This window comes from Psychromonas sp. MB-3u-54, from assembly GCF_002836415.1.
Classification (GTDB): domain Bacteria; phylum Pseudomonadota; class Gammaproteobacteria; order Enterobacterales; family Psychromonadaceae; genus Psychromonas.
This window is the reverse complement of record NZ_PJBP01000107.1, coordinates 1-23,798: the sequence shown is the minus strand read 5'-3', so window position 1 is coordinate 23,798 and position 23,798 is coordinate 1. Positions and strand designations below refer to the sequence as shown.

The window sequence follows — 23,798 nt, the reverse complement described above, 5'->3', positions numbered from 1 at the left end:
TTGAAAAAAAGACTCCTTTTGTCCCAATTCAGGCTACCAAACCCAAGGAATGAAAGCTTTATTACTTTTTTGATATGCACTGTACCCTTCATAATGCGCGCATAAAGCTTTTTCTTCAAAACGCGCTTTTAAGGCCAGTACAACAATCAGTAATAACCATGCACCTAATTTCCAATAGCTAAACTGACAGAAAAGAATGCCTAAACCGCCAAAGAAAAGAGAGCTGTACATAGGATGGCGAATAAATTTATAAGGACCGTGGACAATCAATGTCCCCGTTTTTTTGGGATGCGGGCGAACATTAAAGTTACCGGGACGGTTAGCCATTAATGCAGACAAAGCAATAAAGACAGAAAACAAAATTAATAATAAACCGATAATTGAAATCTTTAAACTTGCCAACGGCCAGGCAATCACAACCAGCAGTATAAATTGCGCTATCACATAAAACATAACATCCCTCTCTATTTTGCACTCAAAAACGCAGTTAATGATATACCCCATCAAGTTTGTTATTTTAGTTTTTTTTGAAAAGATCAGAAATAATAACCTAGCTAATTGCGAAAACCATTTATTGATACAAATACAATCAACAAGTTAATCGCCACAAACTAGCTTTGTGCCCTATGTAATATGAATTAAAGTCAAAAAAAAAGACACCATTCACTTCGCTAACTTTAATCATCCATAGCCGCGCTAAACATCCAATGACATAAAACAACGGCATCACATTATAAGGCGCAATGCGACTTTTTGCTGTTGCAGTTGTTCGCCGGGTTTTATATCAGGCTGCAGGTTTTTCCTTTTTTTGCCTTAACTGATTATTCACTCACTTTGGTGCAGAGTGGCCACAAAAAGCCGTGATGAAATCCCATCACGACTCAATTCAGTTGAAGTATTACTTTTTACTTTAGATCAAAGCGGTCGCAACGGTCTAATGACGATTCATCACGCGCATTTTATAGACACTTATAAACGCTATACTGTTATTTAAGCATGCTATTTTCATAAGCTTAATAAGCAGGAGCGCCTTATGAATACTGAATACTGTTTCGCCTGGTGGAATGTCGAAAATTTATTTGAAGAAAATAATTCAGCAAATCGTCCCGAGTGGCTGCAAAAAAAACTTAATGCTGAGCTTAACGGATGGGGTAAAGCAGAATTGCAAATTAAGCTGCAGCAATTGGCAACGGTGATAGATGCCATGAACGACGGTAAAGGTCCCGATATTCTGGGTGTTTGTGAGGTTGAATCATCTAAAGTCCTGCTGGATTTAGTCAGAACTTTAAATCAGCCTAAACGAAATTATGCCGTTGTTCATGCAGATAACAGTGATATGCGCGGCATTGATGTGGCCTTTATTTACGATAGGGACCTATTCGAGATTGAAACGACACTTGATGATGCAGGCATTGTTAAAAACAGGATCTTTCATCATGTTATCCAAAAGCGAAACGCCACTCGGGATTTAGTGCAGGTGAACTTTAAGACTAAACAAGGGAATGCTTTTATTGTGATTGGAAACCACTGGCCCTCCCGTCTTGGAGGGGAGATAGATTCCGAACCATACCGGATGATGGCAGGAGAAACACTTTCCTATTTTCTCGACCGAATTAAAGCAATACGCGGAGAGATTCCCGTTTTGGTAATGGGGGACTTCAATGATCAGCCTTTTAATAGATCTTTGACTGGCTACGCACTTTCATCAAATCAGATCAACAAAGTTAGGTCGAACCGCAATCAAAATCCTTACTTATACAACATGATGTGGTCACTTATGGACGGCACTCAAGGGACTCACTCTTATGGAGGCGAGTGGGGAATGCTGGATCAAATTCTGGTTAATCGCGGCGCATTGAAGAACAAAAAATTCTATACAAGCGCTGATAAAGTTGAAATTTTCAGCTTTGAAGGGATGGTCATAAGGAACAAGGTAATACGCCACTCAAGACCTTCGAGTAAAAAGTATAACAAAAAGGGTTTTTCCGATCATTTACCGCTGACTTTAAGGGTGTATGAAAGATAGGATCCCAGTGCCTTCGGACTTAAATAAGCCTATTAATTTTTATGATAAAGTGTGCGTGGTGACAAACTTAAAGGTATTACCACAGAGGGCACAGAGGCGCTACACGAAGTAATGACTAAAATAGTGGTTGCTAAGCTAATTATTGTTTTTTTGTATTTTCCTCCTTTAACTCTGTTGATGAAGAAGAATTGAAACAAAGTTTCGCAGTCTGATTAAATGTGTGGTGCATTTTGTGTGAAAATCTTAAAAGAACGACCACAGAGGCTGCGCGCTACACAGAGTAAAGAAGTCCGCGTACACAATATAATTGTCCATCCCTTTCTATTAAAGGGAATGATAAAATGAGGTTATGAATATATAATACAAAATTAGGTCCGACACCACTAGGGTATTGCATTGCAGTTTGGATCTCATTATCGAGACGGTCGAGCTCAACAAAGAAAGGCTAGCCATCCATCAGTGTGCCATTGGCTTCTTCCCATTTTATCAACCGGGATTAACTCAGATGATCAGCCTTTGCTCGGTGTGATATTTGATGTTATACCAATTCGACTAAATAGGTTATCTAATCAGTAAAATTGATATAATTAACAAAGAAGCAATGTTCAACATCCATTCGCACCATCAAGTCCTGATAGCGCAGATATAATCTGGCTCGTCTTACAGATAATTAGAAGACTTTATCTATCATTGCCCTTTTTTAACATAAACATGCTTTATTGTGGTGCAGCAGATAGCTTCAAGTTGATTTTCATTCCCTTTCCTCCCCACCCAGCTGCCCCTCCAATTTTAAAAAAATCATTAAAAAACAATCAGTTAAATAAATTTAATTACATTGGCACAATATATGCTGCGTTAAGCTAGTAGTGACCCTCATTAAAAAGAAAATAATAGCGTCACTACGAGTCAAAACTATAAAAGATCAACTAAGTCAATATTTTATGATCTTGAATAAACTTTTGAAAATGTGATCAAGATACTGAGTAGTTACTTTAAATTTTGTTACAGTGTCTATAATGTTAAAGCATTTAACATTTACTTATAAAAATTAACATTCAACATTAATATGTAAATATAACATCAACTTACAATGAAAAGGAGACGTTATTAGAATGCAATGTGATGAAGCGTGGTGTGTCGGGTATATGTAATAGACCTCCCTAAGATAAGCAGATTTAAAATAAAAAAATTCAAGGAGAATTTATGAAATTAATAAAGAAAATTTCGTTAGTCGTTGCTTCAATGGCAGCAATCGGTACTTTTTCTACCGCTAGCGCAGATAAGCTTGATGACGTTATAAATAATGGCACTTTAAATTGTGGTGTTGTGCTTGATTTTCCACCCATGGGCTATACAGATAAAAACAATGAACCAGCTGGTTTTGATGTTGATTATTGTAACGATTTGGCAAAAGTTTTAGGCGTAAAATCAAACGTAATAAATCTTACATGGGGCGATCGAATCCCTTCATTGATTTCTGCTAAGACAGATGTTGTTATTGGATCTACTTCAGATACATTAGCGCGTGCAAAATCCGTTGGCTTTACTTATCCCTATTTTGTTTTCAAGTTTCAGGTTTTATCTAAGAAAGGTGTGACAATGGCATCTTTTGACGACCTTAAAGATGTGAAGGTTGGCGCCGCTCTTGGTACTACATATGAAAAAGAGTACTTTGCATATGCGGATTCAAAGGGCTGGGGAAGAGATAACTATACTTCTTTCAAATCAGAAAACGATGCCTTTTTAGGATTACATCAAGGCAAAATAGATGCGCTTATCTCTACAAATACAAATATAGCAACAAAATTGACTTCAGGTCAGTTTGACAGCTTCGTAGCGGGACCGTACGTTCCAAACTATGATGATGTAGTTGGTCTTATTGTAAAAAGAAATGAGCTTGCTTGGAAAAGTTATCTAAATCTATTTTTGATTCATCAAATTAGAGATGGAAGATTAAATGAGTTACATATAAAACATTTTGGAACTCCCGTAGCGGCTGATATGGTCCAATCGTTAAGAGACAATAAATAAGTTTTTGTTGAGGCTTACAACCTCCAGCCCGGCTGGAGGTTATCAACATTTAAAAACCTGAATTTCTGATCCGCCTAAGGTTATAAAATGATAAAACATCAAAAAAAAGAACAAAAAGTTTAAAGCTTAGGTTATGAATTGTAAATATCAAATAGTTTAAATATAGAAAAATGACTCTGTAAAGATTTAGCAATGCACAAACAAGGTGAAATTGAAGAAAGTCATTTTATGATGTTCATATTTCTCAATCCCTCCCGAATATTCAGCAGCTCAAATAATTGGATACATAAAGGGTAAAATTCCGTACCAAGACCGCAAAATTAATCCGCTTTGAGCGGTTTATAAAATCAAGCCTCCGATTTTTCCGGAGATATTTGACTATTTAAGGCTCATCAAAGAAGCTTATAAAGAGGATATATGGACAATTATGAATTTCATTGGAATGTTGTATTTGATGCATTCCCGCAACTTTTAAGTGGGGCGTTTACAACGATACATGTATCCGTTTTATCTATGCTTCTAGGCATAGTTATTGCGGTATTATTAGCTTTAGGGAAAATGTCAGATTCAAAAATTTTTTATAATATGGCAAATATTTGGATAGAGACAGCAAGAAATTTACCGGCACTTTTTCTTATCTACATGGCGTACTTTGGCCTAGGTGCCTATGGTATCCATCTTAGTCCCTATTTTTCGGTTTTTTCTGCATTAGTCTTTATAAATGCAGGATACTTGGCAGAAACATTTAGGGGTGGTTTTCAGTCAATCCCAACGACTCAATACAGTGCGGCAAAATCGCTCGGAATGAACAGCTTAAAAGTTTATCGACATGTGATATTGCCACAAATGTTTAGAAGGATTTATCATCCAATGACAAATCAATTTGTTTGGTCAATATTAATGAGCTCTCTTGGCATACTTGTGGGTATGAATGAACTCTCAGGTGAGACACAGAGACTTCAATCAACTTCATTTAGAACGTTAGAGTTTTTTATAGTCGCAGCTGTGATGTACTTTGTGATAACAAAATTGGTGCTGTTAGCATCAGGCTTGATTGCAAAAAAAGTGTTTAAAGGGGAGCTTTCATAATGAACTTATTTACTCCTTTATCCTGGAATGATTCAGGCTTTATCTTAACCGGGATTATGAATACCATTTATATATCTGTCGTTGCAATAGTTATTGGAACAATTTTAGGGCTATTAATCGGATTTTTAAGAGCAGAATCTAATAAATCCGTCAATATGGTCCTAGGCGGATTTTTAGATATTCTAAGATCTGTACCACTTATTATTCAACTTATACTTTTTAGTACTTATGTTGGTGCTATGGGACACCCACTATCTCCTTTTATTGCAGGCTCAATTATACTGTCTCTTTATACCATGGCATTTATGAGTGAAGTTTTTAGAAGTGGATTTGATAGTGTTCCAACTTCCATGAGAACAGCGTCGAGATCGCTGGGTATGAGTTACCTGCAAACAGTAATACACATCAGGGTACCGATAGGAATGAGAGCCGTTTTCCCATCTTGGCTTGGCGTCGCGCTTAGTGTTATAAAAGACTCGGCACTTGTTTCAGTGATTGGATATATGGAATTACTTAGAACCGGAGAGCAGTTGATCTCAAGGACACAAGAACCCCTTATGATACTGATAGGAATAGGATTGTTTTATTTTATGATCTCATACCCCTTATCACGTTATGGTAAACATGTAGAAAGGAAAATGGCAATATGATAGAAATCAAAGGCGTGCATAAATCTTTCGGAGATTTGGAAGTTTTAAAAGGGATCGATTTAAACGTAAACAGCGGTGAAGTTGTTAGTATCATTGGTGCCAGCGGCAGTGGCAAATCCACACTTTTGTATTGTATTAATGCCATTGAGAAGATAAACAGTGGCAATATTATCGTTGATGACATAGATGTTCATGATAAAAAAACAGATAAAAATAAATTAAGACAGAATTTAGGGATGGTATTTCAGCAGTGGAATTCTTTTCCTCATTTAACTGTATTAGAAAATGCCGCGCTTGCTCCGCGGATTGTAAAAGGGTTTACTAAAGAAGAAGCAGAAGAAATTGCTAGAAAAGAGCTAGTTCACGTTGGTCTTGGTGATAAACTTGATGTGTATCCTACCAGAATGTCCGGAGGACAACAGCAACGACTCGCCATCGCTCGAGCATTAGCAATGAAGCCTGCTTATATGTTATTTGATGAGGTGACTTCGGCACTTGATCCTGAACTCGTTGGTGAAGTGTTGGATACCTTAAGATTGCTTCGTGATGATGGTATGACGATGATTTGTGTTACTCATGAGATATCTTTTGCGAAAGAAGTCTCTGATAAAGTTGCATTTTTCCATAAAGGATTAATTGAAGAGATGGGACCACCTGATGAGGTGTTGGGTAATCCTCAGAGAGAAAGAACACAACAATTTTTAAGTAAAGTTCTCTGATCACATAAAACGTAAATACGCCGTTAAGCAGAGGGGTGTAAGCACCCTTCTAACCTATTAATAGCCGACTAAATCCGCAATGCCAACCACCACTGGCTTGCGGTTTTTTTATGCCTGTAATTTGTGCGGCTTGCATTAAATTAAGCATGATTTGACTGAATCCATAGATGGGATTTGCTAATTCAGATTTCAAATCGCTTCTAAGACCCAGATAATACCAAAAGCATTAAATTTATGATCAGTTGCTTCAAAGGAAAAATTTACGCTCATAAAGTCGCCGGGATGATTTTGAATAGTACATCTGATGACTTTGTTAATGCATTTGCTATTATTTTATCGGTAGGGTGCATAGAATGCACCCTACGCGCTATGCGTTTGTTGTCATGATTGGTGCTAGTTGGCGTTCAAATAAGACCGCCATTAAATTTATGATCACTTTTTTTCAAAGGGAAATTTAGTCTCACAAAACCGCCAGGATAATTTTAAATCAGAATAACTTTATTAATGCATTTAGTATTAATAAATGGAATGGGTATTATGTATCGGTAGGGTGCACTCCGTGCACCGTAAGACGCAAAAATCGGTGCGCGGAGCGCACCCTACGAGCTGTTTCATCGCCAATATATTGCACAAGTCAGGTAATTAAATTTGATAATTTAGCCATTATGCACCCTCTCCTTATTAGCCAAAGCTAAATCCAATTGAACAGCTGTGGGCATTGCATGATTTAGCCTATTTTCGCATTTAAAGATGATGAACATATCGTTGTTAAGGTTAGCCTAGGATGGAATAACCTTAGGCATCAGGAAAAAGAGGTAAAAACACTTCGCCAAAGGGAGTGGGCAAATCGGATCACTTAATCCTTTTTTTTGCTATTAGCTTTGTTCTACCGGTTTCAATCCGTTTCAATCCGTTTCAATCCGTTTCAATCCGACTGACATCAACAGAAACGTTCAGCTTTTGGTTCTTACCACCATCAAAAAACACCCCTCGGAGTGGCGAAACATCACCATAATCACGTCCCCATGCGGTTGTGATATGGTGCTCAGCCGGAATATTATTGTTGGTAGGATCAAATTCAAACCATCCTTCACCCGGGATATAAACAGAAAACCAGGCATGAGAGGCTCCACTGCCAAGCATTTTTTCCTGTCCAGGCGGCGGGAAAGTTTCCAGATACCCACTAATGTAACGGGCTGGAAAACCGAGTGAGCGCAGACAACCAATCGCAAGTTGAGCAAAATCCTGACAGACACCCCGCTTGTTCAACAATACCTCAGCCAAGGGCGTCGCAATAATGGTTGATTCAGGATCATAGGTAAAGTCAGCATAGATCCGCTGATTCAATTCTCTTACCGCCGACAGTAGAGTGCGCTTAAAATGAAAGGAAACAGCGGCATATTCGCGCAATCCAGCCGAAGAAATTATCATCGGGGAATCCAATACAAATTCCCGGGCATCTAATAATGCGGCATCCCCTCCCTGATGCAGCGCCTGCAGAGCCTGGCTGCAGGTCACTCCCTGATCAAAATTGAGTTTCCCCTCAAGACCATACTTTTTTTCCTTAATTTGAATATCACTGCTGATATCAATGATCAGTTCATTATGGGGCAGTTCCAACGAAAAAAAGTACACTCGGTTGCCAAAATAGTCATATCGCTCCTGCCCTGCTGTATCGCCGGGAGATATATTGATAGTGCTGCTCATGCAATGCTGATAAGTCGTATTTCTTGGCAGCAGATAGGCCCGGTTATAACTCAGGGTGACTGGCTTTTCATACTCATAATGAGTGATATGACGAACACGGTAAATCATAATTCTCCATCCCAGTCGAGACGTACGAGTTGATGATATGCTTTGATCTGATCAAAGTATTTATGACTGATTTGAGCTGAAGTCGCCTCCAACAAATATTGGACACGGGAGAGCAGCTTTTCAAGTTCAGAACGTGTACCGGTTTCCTGATTCTCCGCGACCAGTTGCTCAAGTGAACAGAGCTGCAAGGCAGTTGATGCCTCCAGCAGAAACCTGTCTTCATCGGCCAGTCCCTGTCCGTGAGCGGCGGTTGGCAATTCTGTTAAATGCTCGCGCAGCAAGGCTATCTGATACAACACAGATCGGGGATTGCTGCGATCAAGAAGTAAAAGTTCCAGTCCCTGCATCATACCGCTACCATCATATTGACGACGACGAAATGTTATTAGAGATTCAGAATTCAACAAAATAGCCTCTAGAGTCTGAAACTGTTGCTGTTCCGGTAACACCGGCACAAGTGATGAACGGATTAAGCGGATTGACTGTAATGCTTTTTCAACCCGGCGGCCCATATCCATAAAGCGCCATCCAAGTGCGCGCACCATACTATCCTGCCACAGACCAGCCAACGCGAGCAGAGTCGTTACTAACGGATCGAGTGCTTCTTCTGGCGCGGAATTAAGTCCGGGTTGCAAAGCATCTTTCAAGCTGGACAGCCCATCGCGCAGATCGTTTACCACTTTTTGTGTATCCGATGACATCATCTCTTTAATCTGATCGGTGCAGTCCAGCAATGAATGGAGACTCGCACTAATACTGCCCGTGCGGCTTCTATCGAGAATAACAGACAGCAACTCAGCTTCCGGCTGCTGCTGCATCTGTGCATCAACCACCGTAAATCCGGGAAAAGTACCGGTCAATTCAGTGACCGTACGCAACAATAATCGAATCTGCTCAGGCACATTATCAAAGCTGTTCAACTGGATAAAAACGGTACGCAGCAAACGTAATGCAGATTCGGCCCGCTCGGCATAACGTCCCATCCAGTATAAATTTTCAACCACGCGGCAGGGGAAAGCGACATGGAGTTTGACGGCTCCAGCCGCAGTAGCAACAGTGTGAGCGCTAAGCGATAGCTGTTTTTCCGGTTCGGATGCTAAGACCCAAGTATCCTTACTGATAGCCCCCCTATGATTACTCAGACTCATGTTCTCATTTCCTGTGCCTATTCGGGTCAATCCACCGGGCATCACAGTGTAAGACGAGTTGCTGGCCACCGCAAAGGTCCGTAATACAGCCGGTCGAGGGACAAGTTGAGGACTCAGCCAGGAAGGGGTATTCGAGGGTTGAATATACACTTGAGCCACGAAATCCCCGGGTTTACACTTGATTTTTAAAGCCAGCTCCTGACGCTGAGGGGCATTGAGCTGAGATCCGAAAATGCTTTCATCCCCCCTTTTCCGAATGATAGGTTTAATCACCAGACTATCAAGATGTGCGAGCACATAGGCAAGATCCTGCGGTTCACCACACCAATAGGTCGGGGCAGAACTCAAACGCAATTCACGCCCCATAAAATGCTGGCTAATCTGCGGTAAATAACGCAGTAAAGCTGGATTTTCAAGAAAGCCCGAACCCAGAGGGTTGACCACAATCACATGTCCTGAACGCACCACGTCCAATAAACCGGCGACCCCCAGCTGGGAATCCCCCCGCAGCTCAACCGGATCACAAAAAGAATCATCCACTCGGCGCAGCACCACGTCAACCCTTTCTCGTCCCCCCAAAGACTTCATATACAGATAACCTTGGCTGACCAGCAGATCACTGCCCTGCACCAAAGGATAGCCCAGATAGTTGGCCAGATAAGTATGTTCGAAATAGGTTTCGCTGTAGGCACCGGGGGTCAGAATAACAATACGCGGCCGCTCGGAGGTTATCTGACTGGCTAAGGTATTAAGTTTGATCCGCAACGACTGGAAAAAGAGTGACAGACGATGGACATGACTTTCTCGAAACAACGAGGGAAGTACACGCGACATCACCGTCCTATTTTCCAGCGCATAACCGGCACCACTGGGTGACTGAGTGCGATCCCCAATAATAATCATCTCACCTTTGCTATCACGGACCATATCGGTTGTGTGCAGCACCAGTTGGTGCTCTCCGGGTAGCGACAGTCCCTGGCAGGCACGCAAAAAACCACCATGGGCAAACACCAGTTCTGGTGGCAGAACGCCATGATGAATCAGTTCACGCTTTCCATAAACATCTTTCAGAATAAGGTTGAATAGCTCGGCCCTTTCCAGCAGACCGGATTCAATTACCGCCCATTCTTCACTCTGCAGCAGCACTGGAACAGGATCCAGTTGCCAGGATTGCGGACTGGCCGATGACTCTGGATTGTAGGTAGCACCGTCGTCACGAAAAATTCGCTGCGCCTTTAACTGACGCTCACGAATTCCATCGGGACCAAGCGTTTTCAGGGCTTCAAAAAGGTAAAGCCAATGCTCCCGCATTTGTGTCTGATGACCATAAACCTCATCATAACCTTCAGCGCTTATTGCATAGTGCAGTTCATCCGGTTTTCCTGGCGCAGATATTTTCATTGATTCATCGCATCCATATTAAGTATTGCTATTTACATTATTTACAAAGGGCCATTAAAATATTAATTTTCCATTGCCCGCCGCAAATCAAGTGTATAAGGATATTCTCCCGTTGGTTGCTCCGCAGGCGGAGCCATCGGCCGGGGTGGCATCTGATTGATAAAAAATTCCCTTATGCCATTAAATTCCGGCATATGTATCCGCTTTTTTGGCGTATGGTCAATGTCCCAGAAACGGTTGATCCGCCGTGATTCGGCTTCCAGCGCATTCACCGGCTGCGTGTCATAACTTCGGCCTCCGGGATGCACCACATGGTAAGTACAGCCACCGATAGTTTGGCCGTTCCAGGTATCAATCACGTCAAACACCAGTGGCGAATGCACCCCTATTGTTGGATGCAGTGCTGAGTGTGGCTGCCAGGCCTTATAGCGCACACCGGCAACATACTCACCGTTTCGACCAGTCGAATGCAGAGGGATACGACGTCCATTACAAGCCAGCACATAGCGCTCGGGCGTCAATCCCTGCAGCTTTACCTGTAACCTTTCTACCGATGAATCGACATAGCGGGCGGTGCCCGTACTCCCGATCTCCTCACCCAGTACATGCCAGGGCTCAATCGCCCAGCGCAGTTCGAGCTTGATATTATCCAGCTGGACACTGCCATAATGAGGAAAACGGAACTCCTCAAACGGCGCCAGCCAGGGTAATTGAAAAGGAATATCATGGCGCAGCAGATCCTTCACAACCTCGCGCAGATCAGCCCAAACATAATGCGGCAACATAAAACGGTCATGCAGTTCAGTGCCCCAGCGTACCAGCGGCTTGTGGTAAGGATCCCGCCAGAAGCGGGCAACCAGACAGCGGATAAGCAATGCCTGTACCAGGGCCATTTGCGGATGGGGCGGCATTTCGAAACTGCGGAACTCAAGCAGTCCCTGACGCCCGGAGGATGAACCGGGAGAATAAAGCTTATCAATACAGAATTCAGAGCGGTGTGTATTGCCGGTAATATCCACCAGCAGATTGCGCATCAATCGATCCACCAACCACGGCTGTGCAGACTCGCCGTCCGGCATCAGTGAAAAGGCGACTTCCAGCTCATAGAGCATTTCCTCGCGGCCTTCGTCGACACGAGGCGCCTGGCTGGTCGGACCGATAAACATGCCGGAAAACAAGTAGGAGAGTCCCGGATGATGCTGCCAGTAGGTGATAAAACTGCGCAGCAGATCAGGTCGGCGCAGAAAGGGACTGTCACCGGCCGTCGCAGCGCCCAGCGTTATATGATTGCCGCCACCCGTGCCGGTATGACGACCGTCGAGCATAAACTTCTCAGCGACCAGTCGCGCTAATCGAGCTTCCTCATAGAGCACTGAGGTGTTATCAACCAGTTCTGACCAGTGCTTTACCGGGTGGATATTGACTTCAATCACGCCAGGATCAGGTGTTACCTTGAAACAAAGTATGCGGTCATCTTTGGGGGGCTCATAACCTTCAATCACCACCGGCAGATCACACTCAGCAGCGATATTCTCAATCAGTTCGATCAGTGCCACATAGTGCTCAAGGCGTTCCAGCGGCGGTAAAAACAGATAGAGACAACCATTTCGCGGCTCGATACACAAAGAGGTTCTGACCACTTTTACTTTATTTGACGGCTGTTCTGGAGTATTAGGATCCAGACCAGCCTGTAAAACACGTTGTCCGGCTTCCGGCAGTGGCTCGGCGGGTGCAAACGGATCTCGAAAATTTTCAATATCCTGATATTCTTCAGCACGCTCGGGCAGAGAATTTAAAGGCAGTCGCAGTCCCATCGAAGAGTCACCCGGAATAAGCGTCAGCGTATTGCGGCGAAGTGGCCAGACACTGGTACGCCAGCGTTTACTGGTACTGTTCCAGCTCAGCGGCAGGCAGTATCCTACGGGCAAGTTTAGCCCCTGAGATAACAGCTGCGCCATTTTTTGCCTTTCCAGACCATCTTTGAACGTCGCGCTTAAAGGATCAATATTGTCCGGTAAGGTCTGTTCCTTCCACAGATAATAGAGCGTGTCTTCATAGGCCGGCAGCACAGCAACAGGGTCGAGTCCAGCCGCGCTGGCCAGTTTATTTGCAAAGGCTTCTGCTTGCTGGCAGGTTACACCGTAGTCTTGATCAGCCCTTGCCAGCAGTTTTGGCTCTCGCCACAAAGGCTTGCCATCGCTGCGCCAGAAACAGCCCAGCGCCCAGCGCGGGATCTCTTCGCCGGGATACCATTTTCCCTGACCGTAATGAAGCAGACCACCCGGGGCAAATTTCTGCTGTAAGCGCAGCAGCAGATCCTTCGACAGGCTCAGTTTTTCTTTGCCAAGTGCTTCGGTATTCCACTGGGCTGAGTCCATATCATCAACGGAGACAAAGGTCGGCTCGCCACCCATAGTCAAGCGTACATCCTGCTCCAATAGCTGTTGATCCACGGCTTTACCGAGTGCATCAATATATTGCCACTGCTGCTGAGTATAAGGCTTGGTCACTCGCGGGTCTTCATGAATCCGCGTCACCTCATTGCTGAAGGTAAATGCTACTTCACATTTTTCAGTTCCTCCGGAAATCGGGGCGGCTGACTGTGGTGACGGGGTGCAGGCCAATGGAATATGCCCTTCTCCTGCAAATAAGCCGGATGTTGGATCAAGACCAACCCAGCCGGCACCCGGGATATAAACTTCACACCAGGCATGCAGATCAGTAAAATCTTTTTCCGGACCAGAGGGACCATCCAACGCTTTAACATCGGCCACCAGTTGGATCAAATAACCGGAGACAAAGCGCGCAGCAAGTCCGATATGGCGCAGAATCTGCACCAGCAACCAAGCTGAGTCACGACAGGAACCGCGCCCCAGCTGCAGCGTGGTATCGCTACTTTGTACCCCCTGTTCCATGCGAATATTGTAATTGATCTCTTTTTCTAAGCGCTGATTCAGATAAACCAGAAAATCATTCGTCGCTAACGATTTTTTAGGCACCGAGTCAACCCAGTCACGGATCAACTGCCCGCGATCAACAATTTCCAGATAAGGCTTTAAATCTTTTTTCAGGCTTCGATCATATTTAAAGGGAAAGCTTTCCACCGATTCTTCCAGAAAGAAATCAAATGGATTAATAACCGTCATATCAGCAATCACCTCCACCTCGACACGCAGATAATCGCTTTTTTCAGGAAAAACCAAGCGGGCTAAAAAATTACCAAAAGGATCCTGCTGCCAGTTAATAAAATGATTCTCAGGACTTACCTTCAAGGAATAAGCTTTGATCGGTGTCCGGCTATGTGCCGCCGGGCGGAGCCGAATAGTATGAGCGGTCAAACTGACTGCACGATCAAAATGATACTCAGTAACATGATTTATTGCGACTCGGACACTCATATGGCACTCCGTTCATAGGACGGGAACCAGCACCCGCTGATGCAAATATGCACCTGCTGCAGTTCGAGCTGCAACTGATTCAGATATTCTCGGAATTTTTCATCAAGCGCATCCTCTTTGATCAGGTCATAGGGCGCTATTAATGCTTTTTCAATATAACTGACAACCTCGTCGCCATTAGGCAAACTTCTGGCCGCATCCTGAATCTGATTCAAACAAAATTGGAAACTGCGCGGAAAATAGGGATCCTGCAATAAAAAAGCAACCACATCCCGAGCACCTACCGCACTGCGCACGGTTCTTCTGTAACTCATGTGAGCACTGCTGGAGCGCAGTACATTACCCCACACAACTTCTTGAATATTGAGTTCGCTATCGAGCTCGCTGAGTAACACCGCAGCACCGGCATCCAGTAACCGGGTAAGCATATCTGCTCGCTCCAGACTGCAGCCTAAACTCAAAAAATGACTGGCCGCATCACGACTCATAGTGCCATTCAACAGGCCGTTAATCTGCTGACAACGCTTGACCATCTCTTCCAGAAACTGATTTCTGCGGCTGCGATTGATACCCAGTTTTATATTGTCCCGGGCAAAAATATAAAGTTCATTAACAATTTTCCAGGTTTCTTTGGGTAATAGATCCCGGGAAGTTCTGACATTTTCACGCAGCCCCCGAATTGACGACAGGAGAGACGATGGATTGCTGTCATCGGCAAGTAAAAATTTAACCACATTGTGTTCATTACGGTTCTCATAACGCGCTAAAAAGAGAGATTCAGCACTGTTTAGAATAATCAGGTTATACCAACTGATCCCCGTCTCCTGCGGCAAATCAAGCAGCAGCTGATCGTAAACACTGACCAGTCTTGCGGTATTTTCAACCCGCTCTATATAGCGTGCCATCCAATAAAGTCTTTCCGCTAATTTAGATAACATCAATTTTTCTCCGATTTGACAATCCAGGTATCTTTACTTCCCCCACCCTGAGAGGAATTCACCACCAGGGAACCTTTTTTCATTGCCACACGGGTTAATCCTCCAGTGGTGACATAGATATCCTTCCCCTGTAGAACAAAAGGCCTCAAATCCATATGACGCGGTTCAATACAACCTTTACCTATCAGCGTTGGGGCAGTCGATAGATTCAGGGTGGGTTGGGCAATATAGTTACGCGGATCAGATTTAATTAACTCCGCAAAATGGGCCTGCTCCTGCTTGCTGGAATGCGGTCCAATCAACATTCCGTAACCACCGGATTCATTTGCCGGCTTAATCACCAGTTTATCAAGGTTATCAAGAACATACTGACGTTGAACCGGGTCATCACAAAGATAGGTTTTAACATTCGGTAGCAGCGGCTCCTCCTTGAGATAGTAACGAATCATATCCGGGACATAGGCATACACCACCTTATCATCGGCCACACCGGCACCCGGTGCATTCGCCAATGCCACATTTCCAGCCAGCCAGGCACGCATTAAACCCGGGACACCCAGTGTCGAATCTTTTCTGAAAACCTCGGGATCAAGAAACAGATCATCAATACGCCGATAAATCACATCCACCCGATCAAGTCCAGTGATAGTACGCATATAAACGCAGTCATCATCACCAACGACCAGGTCATTTCCCTCGACCAATTCTATGCCCATCTGCTGGGCGAGGTAAGCATGTTCAAAATAGGCGGAATTATGGATGCCGGGTGTCAGTACCACGATTTCAGGCATTTTTATTTTGCGCGGGGAGAGAGAAACCAGCATGTCAAATAATCGATCCGGATAGTCGTCTATCGATTTAATGTTCTTTTGTTCAAACAACTCCGGTAATACTCGCTTAGTAATAGCTCTGTTTTCAAGCATATAGGAGACACCAGAGGGCACCCGCAGGTTATCTTCCAACACATGGAATTCACCGTCAGCTTCACAGACCAGATCGGTGCCGCAGATATGTGCCCAAACACCATAGGCAGGTTTCATACCAATACATTCTGGACGGAAATTTTTAGAATGAGTGATAAGATGTTCAGGAACAATACCCTCTTTGATAATCAGCTGTTCGCCATACAAATCCGCGATAAACATGTTTAACGCTTTAAGGCGCTGCTTCAGCCCCGCGGCTGTTTTATCCCATTGCTTGGCAGAAATTATCCGCGGAATAATGTCAAAGGGCCACACTCTGTCGATATTTCCCTTTTCGGAATAAACCGCAAAACTGATCCCCATCTCCTGAATGGTCACTTCGGCGAATTGCCGCCGTGATTCCAGTTCATTAACATCGAGTGACTGCAAATGTTCTACCAGGCGCCGCGCAGTAAGTTTGGGCATTCCTTTCTCATCTATTAGCTCATCATTAAGATGATCCGGATTATAATTGTCCCATGAAATACTCATATACTCTCCATCTGTCAAATCCACTCGCGCCAGTGTTTTGTTCATCATGCAGATGCTCTGTATTATAATGCCGCCATGTAATACTCATAAAACCAAGGGCAAGATGAACAATGCCTTAGTTTCCAATAATAGATTACATTCATTGACGTAAAATCTATTTTAGAGAGCGGAAGCCCTGATACAATTTTTCCGCGATACACAGCCCTTCGATTTTTTTGCCCTTTTTCTTTATTCTGATAGCAAGTCACTTATCCGTTTTCAACACCTTTATTTATTCACTTTTTTAGTTTGTAGCCCATAACGTCAACGTCATGGCACAAGGCAACCTCATATCGCAAGCAGGTCTAAAAGCTTTAAATCTCCACTTACAGTTTTTCTCCCTTTTTAGGATCATAATAAAAGTAAGATACCCAGTACGCCGAGACAAACAGACAGTAGATTAGCGCTCAATTCAATAAGCCGAGCAATGGCCTTTTTATCAATAGACTGCAGAATTAAGTGTAGACCATTACAGGCCCTGCCTAGCGGATATAAACTGCCATAAAATCGAAAGAGAATAAAAAATTATGCTAAGGATTTGCCGCAATAGGATAATCATAAGATAAAACATCCTATGCAAATATTTATCAGTCTGTTTTTCATGATCTCCACTACAATCAACACTTGATCATAGCGTTTATATAAAAGGATTATTTACATGTGGTTACGCACTACTTGTGAGTTGACGTTTGATATTACGGTGCCAACCCCCTTCATTCTAATGCTGCGGCCACGCAGTGGTGCTCAACAATGGATAGCACGAGAGGAATACAGGATAAAGCCAAGCGTTACGGTTTGCGAGTTCGCAGATAATTACGGCAATCTTTGTCAGCGACTGATTGCGCCTGCGGGCGCTTTTGCTATTTATACCTCTGCCGATGTAATGACGGCGGATCACTCGGATCAGGCGCCGGGCGCGCCGTTTGTCAATATTGAGTATTTGCCCAATAACGTATTAAGTTACCTGTTGCCCAGTAGATACTGCGAATCGGATTGTTTTGGCGATATGGCAAATTCAATTACCACCGGACAACTGCCCGGTTATGATCAGGTCAGAGCCATTGAAATATGGCTGCGTAATAGCATCCGTTATACCCCTGGCTGCAGTGATATGCTTTTGTCAGCGGTGGCAGTTAATTTGCAACAGTCGGGTGTCTGCCGCGACCTTTCACACCTCGGCATTGCACTATGCCGTAGTCTCAGTATTCCAGCTCGCCTGGTGGTGGGTTATCTGTACGGCTTAAAACCGATGGATCTTCACGCCTGGTTTGAGGCCTATGTTGCGGGTAGGTGGTACACTTTCGATGCGACGCAGTCAGAACTCAAGGGGGGGTATGTGGCAATTGGTTATGGCCGTGATGCTGCTGACGTTGCTGTTTATAATCAGTTCGGCCCCTCGGTTTATCCTGCCACACAAAATATTCGAGTGCAGCTTATTGACAATAAACATATTCCGGATTACCCATAAAATCAAGGGGGGATATGTAGCAAGTTTTTATGCTGCTGACGTTGCTGTTTATAATCACCTGCTATGCAAATGTTCGAGTACAGCTTAAAAAAACAACAAGGCGAAACACCGGCCAATACAGATCCTCAAATTTACTATAAATAATACCAAAGGAATTAATGAAGTGATCAAGTATTGCACAGGAAAAATTAACACTAATACCAAAAGAAATAATTAAGTGATCAGATTTGTCCACTCCCTTTGGCAGAGCGTTTTTACCTGTTCTACCTGATGCCTAAAGTTATACCAAACGTATTAAATTTATGATCAATGCCTTCAAAGGATAAAGTGTGCAGCAGCTCTCGGAACCGGGTCTTTAGGCTCAGCCTGTTACTTTTAAGCCTGAACAGCACTTTAAAGGGACTACCACAGAGAACACCGAGGCGCGGCGCGCTACACAGAGAAAGACCAGCCCGTAGGGTGCGCTCCGCGCACCGATTGCCACTGCCTGCGGAGCATAGAATGCACTCTGCCCATTCCATTAATTAACTTCAGATCACAATTTAATTTCTTTTGGTATAACAAGGCGTGAGTTGCAGGAGATAGTTGTTCTCACTTCACAAAAATCGTCTGGAACGATTTTGAACAGCTTTAGCTGGCCACAAAGTGGTGAAGAACAGGATGTTCTGAATAAAACTCACAACGCTGTTAGAGTAGATTTTAACCAGCAAGACTGATCAACTTTTTAGTTCTTTTGGTATATGTTCAACAACTAGATAAGGTGTCGGCTGCGTGACACCTATCCTTATTTGTTATATGTATTTAAAACGCAGAATTAGGCTGCTTTAAGAACGCTATTTCTTCAACGGTAGAGACTCGGTTTAGAATGGCATTTCTATGAGGGTATCTACCAAATTTTTCAATAATATCTCGATGCTTTATTTCAAAATCTAAATTAGATTGAATACCATTACCTTTAAATAATTCGACAGCAACATCATGAATACGCAATGATTCGCTATGCATGAATGGCATATACATAAACGTTCTTTCTATCTTATTCAAATCATGGTGCTTCCCAAGCGATATTGCTTCTTGTGAAAGCGCTAATGCTAATTGATCAGATAAAAATGCTTTTGCCGTATCTCTAAATATATTTCTTGAGAACTGATCTAAAATAATGATTTCAGCTAAGCGTCCTTTCGCCGAACGTCGCCATTCAAATAATTCGCATTGGTTGGCTTGCCCATGTACAGCTAAAAAATTTTCTTCAATAAGCTGATCAAAGTTAGTATCTTTAATCCACCATTTCGATGGATCAATTTCGTCAAACCAAAACGATAAAACATCATCGTAATTCACAGACTACTCCTTTACCTATAACGCTCAGCGAACCAGTGGAAGCGCTAGCGCCGGAATCAGCATTACGCTGCTTGTTATGTTTTATATCCATTTTTAAATTATCAAGATATATCTAAATAGGCATTATAGTAAGTCACTTATTGCCCAAGAATCGGGGTTATATCCTCGCGCTTTACATTCATCCTGTGGTTTGTGAATTACAATAGCCCTTTCAGAAAACTGTCTAAATTCGCCTTTTATGATACCTAATATTTCCCAACTAATCATTCCAGTATTACAGTTAAAGAATTGATCAATAACGTAGCCACTTTTATACAACCCATCTTTTGTTTGGTACATAGCTGAAAAGTCGATAGTATTTCCGCTCCATCCTGCAAAGGGATACTTGTACCCACCTTTTGTACGGTCAGCACTCCGAATATCAGCAACCAGTCCAAGCAATAACGCTAAGATTGCAAAGATGCCTACAACTGAAAATATGGATTTAAGCAATGCAATGTGACTCCTGAAAGTAATAGTAAAATGACTCATATTAAGATAATCAAGAGCCTAAAAGTAGGGGTATAAAAATTAACTACTTAAATGCCCAAATATTGCCTTTGCATCGCAGACACATAACGGCCAATCAGCCGGGCGGTTTTGCATCGGCTGAATTGGCGAGGTTATATCAAGCATTATTAAAGATAGAGCTGTCTATTGGGGGCTATGGGCCCACCCTTGAAGCTTAAATCTTCAATGGCAGCCGGAGCGATTGCCGACATTTTTAGTTATAGCAAATGTATTAAAGATGTGATCTTGTATTGCGTAGGAAAAATTAACACTAGCAAGGCATGAGTCTTGAAAGTAGTTATTCTCCTTTCAAGACTCATCACGCAGATAGAGTTGATTTTAACCAGCAAGGCTGATCACTTATTTGATGCGTTTGGTATTATGCACGTCCATCAACTAAGCAGGGATTTTTTTCCCACTGAACTAACCAAGTTAATATCTCGTTTGCAGGCATGGGTTTCGCAATACCATATCCCTGTGCAAAATAACTGCCCAAAGAAAGCAATAGCTCTCCATGCTGAGGCGTTTCGACCCCTTCAGCAATCACTTTAAGATTAAATACTTTTGCCAATTCAATGATCCCTTGAATTATCGCTTTATCATCCGTATCTATTAACATGTCTCTCACAAATGATTGATCTATTTTTAAAGTCTCGGCGGGCAAACGCTTTAAATAGGTTAATGAAGAATAACCTGTACCAAAATCATCAATTGAAAAACGCACCCCGAGCTGGTTACAGTCTTTTATCACTTTTGAAACTAACTCAATATCTTTCAGTGCGCTGCTTTCTAAAATTTCAAACTCAAGACTGCCGGCTTTAATATTAGGATACTGATCAAGCATCTCTTTCAATTCACTAACGAATTCAGCATGCTGTAAATGCAGGGGACTGATATTCACGCTGATTGGAAGATCATTTCCCGAAGATAGCCAGTTTTGAGATTGTTGCAAAGCCGTATTGATGACCCATTTTCCTATTTCAATATCTAACATATCATGCTCAACCGCAGGTAAAAATATAGCCGGAGCAAGCACGCCTCTGTCGGGATGATTCCAACGAATTAGGGCCTCGACTCCAACCACGTGATTGCTTCTAAGGTCAACCTTAGGTTGATAATAAAGTACAAACTCATTATTTTTTAACGCCTGGGCTATCCTTTTTAACTCTTCATTATGGTTCTTTACGGCCACGTCTTGTTCTATATCAAAAACATAACTGCGATTTTTCCCTTGCTGCTTAGCCATATACATAGCCTGATCCGCATGCCTTAACAACTGATCAGGGCCGGCACTATCTAACGGATAAAATGTAACCCCTATACTGGCAGAAATTTTTAATAATTTTTTTTGAACCACCAGTGTAGAAGAAACCGACTCAAGCATACGCAACACAATTAAATCACTTTCGCGAGGGTCAGAGAGATTATCAATGACGGCCACAAATTCATCGCCGCCAAAACGAGATAAGGTATCCCCCTCGCGCAACACATGCTTTAATCGCTTCGCAACTTTTATCAATAATTGGTCACCAATATTGTGACCATGACTGTCATTAACGTCTTTAAATCCATCTAAATCAATAAACGCGACTGCCACATATTTGTCATTACGCAAGCTTTTTACCACGGCCTGTTGAATTCTGTCTGCTAATAAAATTCTGTTAGGTAATCCTGTTAACGGGTCATAATGTGCTGATAGTTTTAGCGCTGAGTTCGCATTAGCTAAATCAAGATTACTTTTTTCTAATTTTCTCTGATTGGCTTTCTGCTCACTGATATCTTGAAAAATCCCCGTTAGGCGGACAGCGACTCCGTCTTCCTGAGTAACAATACATGTCGTTCTTACATCTATTGTTCTACCTTTAGTGGTATAGGTTTGTAACTCAAGGTCATAACCTATTCCATTATTGACAGCCTCATCCAAAGCTTTAGAAATAATCTTTTGCGAGTCAGGAAAAAAATAACCAATACCGGCATCGACCGTAGGATTAAACTCTTCTGGAGATGTTTCATGTATTCGGTAAGTTTCATCGGTCCAAAACAAATCACCTGTTTTTAAATCTAATTTCCATCCTCCTAAGCGCCCCACCTGCTGTGATTCATTCAGCAACTGACTGGTTACCATCATCGACTCTTCGTTATTTTTTCGTTCAGTAATATCTAAGTGCGTACCGATCATGCGCTTTGGCTTACCTTGAGAGTCCCTTTCGACTAATTTCCCCGAAGCGAGCACCCACACATAGTGCCCCGACTTATGCTTCATGCGAACTTCAACCTCATAAAAATCGAGTTCACCATTAAAATGTTGCGCGAGTAAACTTTTAGCTTTATTTAAATCATCGGGGTGAAGGTTATTAGCCCAGGAATCCAATTGAATAGGTTGTAATTCATCAAGGGTATAACCAATAATTTCTGCCCAGCGTTTATTGAATGTTAACTCCCCGGTTTGAACCTGCCAATCCCATATACCCACGCCGGTAGCATTAATAACAAGCTCTAAGCGGGCGTTATTATCATCTTGCTGGTTATTAATCTGTGGCGTTTTATTAGTCAAGTGCCTTTCCTAATATGAATTAATCTTCAATGTTATTGGTTAAACTGGAATAAGGAGTGATCTCTGAGAACAGATAAAAAACATGGCTGATTTAGCTCAAAAACTGCGTTATAGATAGAGTACAGAACATTTTCACTTAAACCTAAATATGCTTTACCTTATATTACCTTTTCTCATCTCAATCAAGGAGCGACGTCATAAATTTTCTCCCCTATTATTAAACTGTCTGCATACAATTCAAAATATGAGCCTGTCGCTGCGGTGCGAATCAGGTCGATGAGTGCTTTTTTTATGATGTTGGAGCTGTATTTATTCAACAGAAAGGCTGAATAGTCAATTTTTTTCTTGAAATTCCATATTAATCGAAAATGTACATTATCGCCAAATCGGGTGAATTATATACCTTTGCCATTCGGGTCAGGTTTGAATGGCACTGCATATTGTCACTGGTTGTGTAATCAATGCCGCACAACAATGCTTTCGCACAACACAAGAAAAGCAGTGATAATATCTAAGCTCACGATGCTTTTTCTTGGTATGGCCATCATTTATCACCTGCAAGTATGAACAGACCTAAAGTCTAGATCAATGCTGAAATATCAGCCAACAATCTTGGGTGGCTTGCTAAGATGGGACAGCCAAAACTTTTCGTTTATAAATCACTAAACCAATGCGGCTAGGCAATTTCCGACCATTTTCTTGAGCAATCAATTCCTTTAGCAAGTCAACAACAACCTTGGGTGGCTTTGTTATTTCCTTGAGATAAAATCGTCGATATGTAAAAGATGGTAGACAAAAGATGGAACACCCAAACCTTCTTATCAATAAATCAAACCAATGCGGCTACGAAAATTTCCGACCATTTTTCTTGTCTGAGAAATCACTTAGCAAAGGAAATTATGGAGCGACAAATTTGTCAGGAAAAAATTTGAACCTTGGAATTTACGACAACGACCTGAAAGGCGTAGGGCAGGACGCTGAAGTCATTTACGCCAGTTTAGGCTCATGAGCGGTAGCTCTGCGTGCCTTGTTGATTTCATTAGACTCGGCTTTATACATGGATGTGCTGTCCGAGCGGGTACGTTAAAAAGTGGTGGGTAGTGCAAGAATAAAAAACGGCAATAATTATGGGTGGCCATGTTAACGCGGCCATGTTAACGCGTGAGTAAACCGAGTAC

16 protein-coding genes are annotated in these 23,798 nt (G+C 42.6%); 7 read left to right on the top strand and 9 right to left on the bottom strand.

Annotation, left to right across the window (positions count from 1 at the left end; genetic code table 11):
• Nucleotides 1–33: 33 nt before the first annotated feature.
• Nucleotides 34–453, bottom strand: coding sequence for a methyltransferase family protein (locus CXF72_RS04860; RefSeq protein WP_157823187.1), 420 nt, complete (start codon nt 451–453; stop codon nt 34–36).
• Nucleotides 454–1,033: 580 nt separating this feature from the next.
• On the opposite strand from CXF72_RS04860, the gene CXF72_RS04855 reads away from it, so the two are divergent.
• The 5 genes from CXF72_RS04855 (at nt 1,034) to CXF72_RS04835 (ending at nt 6,515) form a co-directional block, all read left to right on the top strand.
• Nucleotides 1,034–2,026, top strand: coding sequence for an endonuclease/exonuclease/phosphatase family protein (locus tag CXF72_RS04855; RefSeq protein ID WP_101037282.1), 993 nt, complete (start codon nt 1,034–1,036; stop codon nt 2,024–2,026).
• Nucleotides 2,027–3,229: 1,203 nt separating this feature from the next.
• Nucleotides 3,230–4,057, top strand: a complete 828-nt coding sequence (locus CXF72_RS04850; RefSeq protein WP_101037280.1) for a transporter substrate-binding domain-containing protein — start codon at nt 3,230–3,232, stop codon at nt 4,055–4,057.
• A gap of 417 nt (nt 4,058–4,474) precedes the next feature.
• Nucleotides 4,475–5,146, top strand: coding sequence for an amino acid ABC transporter permease (locus CXF72_RS04845; protein WP_101037278.1), 672 nt, complete (start codon nt 4,475–4,477; stop codon nt 5,144–5,146).
• Nucleotides 5,146–5,796 carry an amino acid ABC transporter permease gene (locus CXF72_RS04840; RefSeq protein WP_232784879.1) on the top strand — a complete coding sequence of 217 codons (651 nt, stop codon included), beginning with the start codon at nt 5,146–5,148 and terminating at the stop codon, nt 5,794–5,796. Before CXF72_RS04845 ends, CXF72_RS04840 begins: the two co-directional genes overlap by 1 nt.
• On the top strand, nt 5,793–6,515 hold the full coding sequence (locus CXF72_RS04835; RefSeq protein WP_101037274.1) for an amino acid ABC transporter ATP-binding protein: 723 nt from the start codon (nt 5,793–5,795) through the stop codon (nt 6,513–6,515). The genes CXF72_RS04840 and CXF72_RS04835 overlap by 4 nt, the downstream gene beginning before the upstream one ends.
• A 915-nt stretch (nt 6,516–7,430) precedes the next feature.
• On the opposite strand, the gene CXF72_RS04830 is transcribed toward CXF72_RS04835, so the two are convergent.
• The 5 genes from CXF72_RS04830 to CXF72_RS04810 all read right to left on the bottom strand — a co-directional run bounded on the left by CXF72_RS04830 (nt 7,431) and on the right by CXF72_RS04810 (nt 16,669).
• Complete coding sequence (locus CXF72_RS04830) at nt 7,431–8,330, bottom strand: transglutaminase family protein (RefSeq protein ID WP_101037272.1); 900 nt, start codon at nt 8,328–8,330, stop codon at nt 7,431–7,433.
• Complete coding sequence (locus tag CXF72_RS04825) at nt 8,327–10,879, bottom strand: circularly permuted type 2 ATP-grasp protein (RefSeq protein WP_101037270.1); 2,553 nt, start codon at nt 10,877–10,879, stop codon at nt 8,327–8,329. Before CXF72_RS04825 ends, CXF72_RS04830 begins: the two co-directional genes overlap by 4 nt.
• Before the next feature lie 62 nt (nt 10,880–10,941).
• The gene (locus CXF72_RS04820) at nt 10,942–14,277 is read right to left on the bottom strand and encodes a transglutaminase family protein (protein WP_101037268.1); all 3,336 of its coding nucleotides are present in this window, start codon (nt 14,275–14,277) and stop codon (nt 10,942–10,944) included.
• The gene (locus CXF72_RS04815) at nt 14,274–15,215 is read right to left on the bottom strand and encodes an alpha-E domain-containing protein (RefSeq protein WP_101037266.1); all 942 of its coding nucleotides are present in this window, start codon (nt 15,213–15,215) and stop codon (nt 14,274–14,276) included. The genes CXF72_RS04820 and CXF72_RS04815 overlap by 4 nt, the downstream gene beginning before the upstream one ends.
• The gene (locus CXF72_RS04810; protein WP_101037263.1) at nt 15,215–16,669 is read right to left on the bottom strand and encodes a circularly permuted type 2 ATP-grasp protein; all 1,455 of its coding nucleotides are present in this window, start codon (nt 16,667–16,669) and stop codon (nt 15,215–15,217) included. Before CXF72_RS04810 ends, CXF72_RS04815 begins: the two co-directional genes overlap by 1 nt.
• Nucleotides 16,670–17,366: 697 nt before the next feature.
• Here CXF72_RS04810 and CXF72_RS04805 point away from each other — a divergent pair.
• Nucleotides 17,367–18,176 (top strand): transglutaminase-like domain-containing protein, encoded by an 810-nt coding sequence (locus tag CXF72_RS04805; protein ID WP_101037261.1) that lies wholly within the window; start codon nt 17,367–17,369, stop codon nt 18,174–18,176.
• Nucleotides 18,177–18,977: 801 nt separating this feature from the next.
• On the opposite strand, the gene CXF72_RS04800 is transcribed toward CXF72_RS04805, so the two are convergent.
• From CXF72_RS04800 to CXF72_RS04790, 3 genes are all read right to left on the bottom strand, one after another.
• Entirely contained in the window at nt 18,978–19,517 is a 540-nt protein-coding gene (locus CXF72_RS04800) for a DUF924 family protein (protein WP_101037258.1), read from the bottom strand.
• Nucleotides 19,518–19,640: 123 nt separating this feature from the next.
• The gene (locus CXF72_RS04795; RefSeq protein WP_101037256.1) at nt 19,641–20,009 is read right to left on the bottom strand and encodes a hypothetical protein; all 369 of its coding nucleotides are present in this window, start codon (nt 20,007–20,009) and stop codon (nt 19,641–19,643) included.
• Between the two features lie 436 nt (nt 20,010–20,445).
• Nucleotides 20,446–22,620 (bottom strand): bifunctional diguanylate cyclase/phosphodiesterase, encoded by a 2,175-nt coding sequence (locus CXF72_RS04790; protein WP_101037254.1) that lies wholly within the window; start codon nt 22,618–22,620, stop codon nt 20,446–20,448.
• 799 nt (nt 22,621–23,419) lie between these two features.
• Here CXF72_RS04790 and CXF72_RS04785 point away from each other — a divergent pair.
• A complete protein-coding gene (locus CXF72_RS04785) occupies nt 23,420–23,629 on the top strand; it encodes a hypothetical protein (RefSeq protein ID WP_101037252.1) in 210 nt (69 codons plus the stop codon).
• Nucleotides 23,630–23,798: the final 169 nt, after the last annotated feature.

Excerpts from the sequence above, each read along its gene's own strand:
- CXF72_RS04830 (WP_101037272.1), bottom strand. The coding sequence starts at position 8,330 with ATGATTTACCGTGTTCGTCATATCACTCATTATGAGTATGAAAAGCCA.
- CXF72_RS04815 (WP_101037266.1), bottom strand. The coding sequence starts at position 15,215 with ATGTTATCTAAATTAGCGGAAAGACTTTATTGGATGGCACGCTATATA.
- CXF72_RS04855 (WP_101037282.1), top strand. The coding sequence starts at position 1,034 with ATGAATACTGAATACTGTTTCGCCTGGTGGAATGTCGAAAATTTATTT.
- CXF72_RS04820 (WP_101037268.1), bottom strand. The coding sequence starts at position 14,277 with ATGAGTGTCCGAGTCGCAATAAATCATGTTACTGAGTATCATTTTGAT.
- CXF72_RS04840 (WP_232784879.1), top strand. The coding sequence starts at position 5,146 with ATGAACTTATTTACTCCTTTATCCTGGAATGATTCAGGCTTTATCTTA.
- CXF72_RS04785 (WP_101037252.1), top strand. The coding sequence starts at position 23,420 with ATGGAACACCCAAACCTTCTTATCAATAAATCAAACCAATGCGGCTAC.
- CXF72_RS04860 (WP_157823187.1), bottom strand. The coding sequence starts at position 453 with ATGTTTTATGTGATAGCGCAATTTATACTGCTGGTTGTGATTGCCTGG.
- CXF72_RS04805 (WP_101037261.1), top strand. The coding sequence starts at position 17,367 with ATGTGGTTACGCACTACTTGTGAGTTGACGTTTGATATTACGGTGCCA.
- CXF72_RS04810 (WP_101037263.1), bottom strand. The coding sequence starts at position 16,669 with ATGAGTATTTCATGGGACAATTATAATCCGGATCATCTTAATGATGAG.
- CXF72_RS04850 (WP_101037280.1), top strand. The coding sequence starts at position 3,230 with ATGAAATTAATAAAGAAAATTTCGTTAGTCGTTGCTTCAATGGCAGCA.
- CXF72_RS04845 (WP_101037278.1), top strand. The coding sequence starts at position 4,475 with ATGGACAATTATGAATTTCATTGGAATGTTGTATTTGATGCATTCCCG.
- CXF72_RS04825 (WP_101037270.1), bottom strand. The coding sequence starts at position 10,879 with ATGAAAATATCTGCGCCAGGAAAACCGGATGAACTGCACTATGCAATA.
- CXF72_RS04835 (WP_101037274.1), top strand. The coding sequence starts at position 5,793 with ATGATAGAAATCAAAGGCGTGCATAAATCTTTCGGAGATTTGGAAGTT.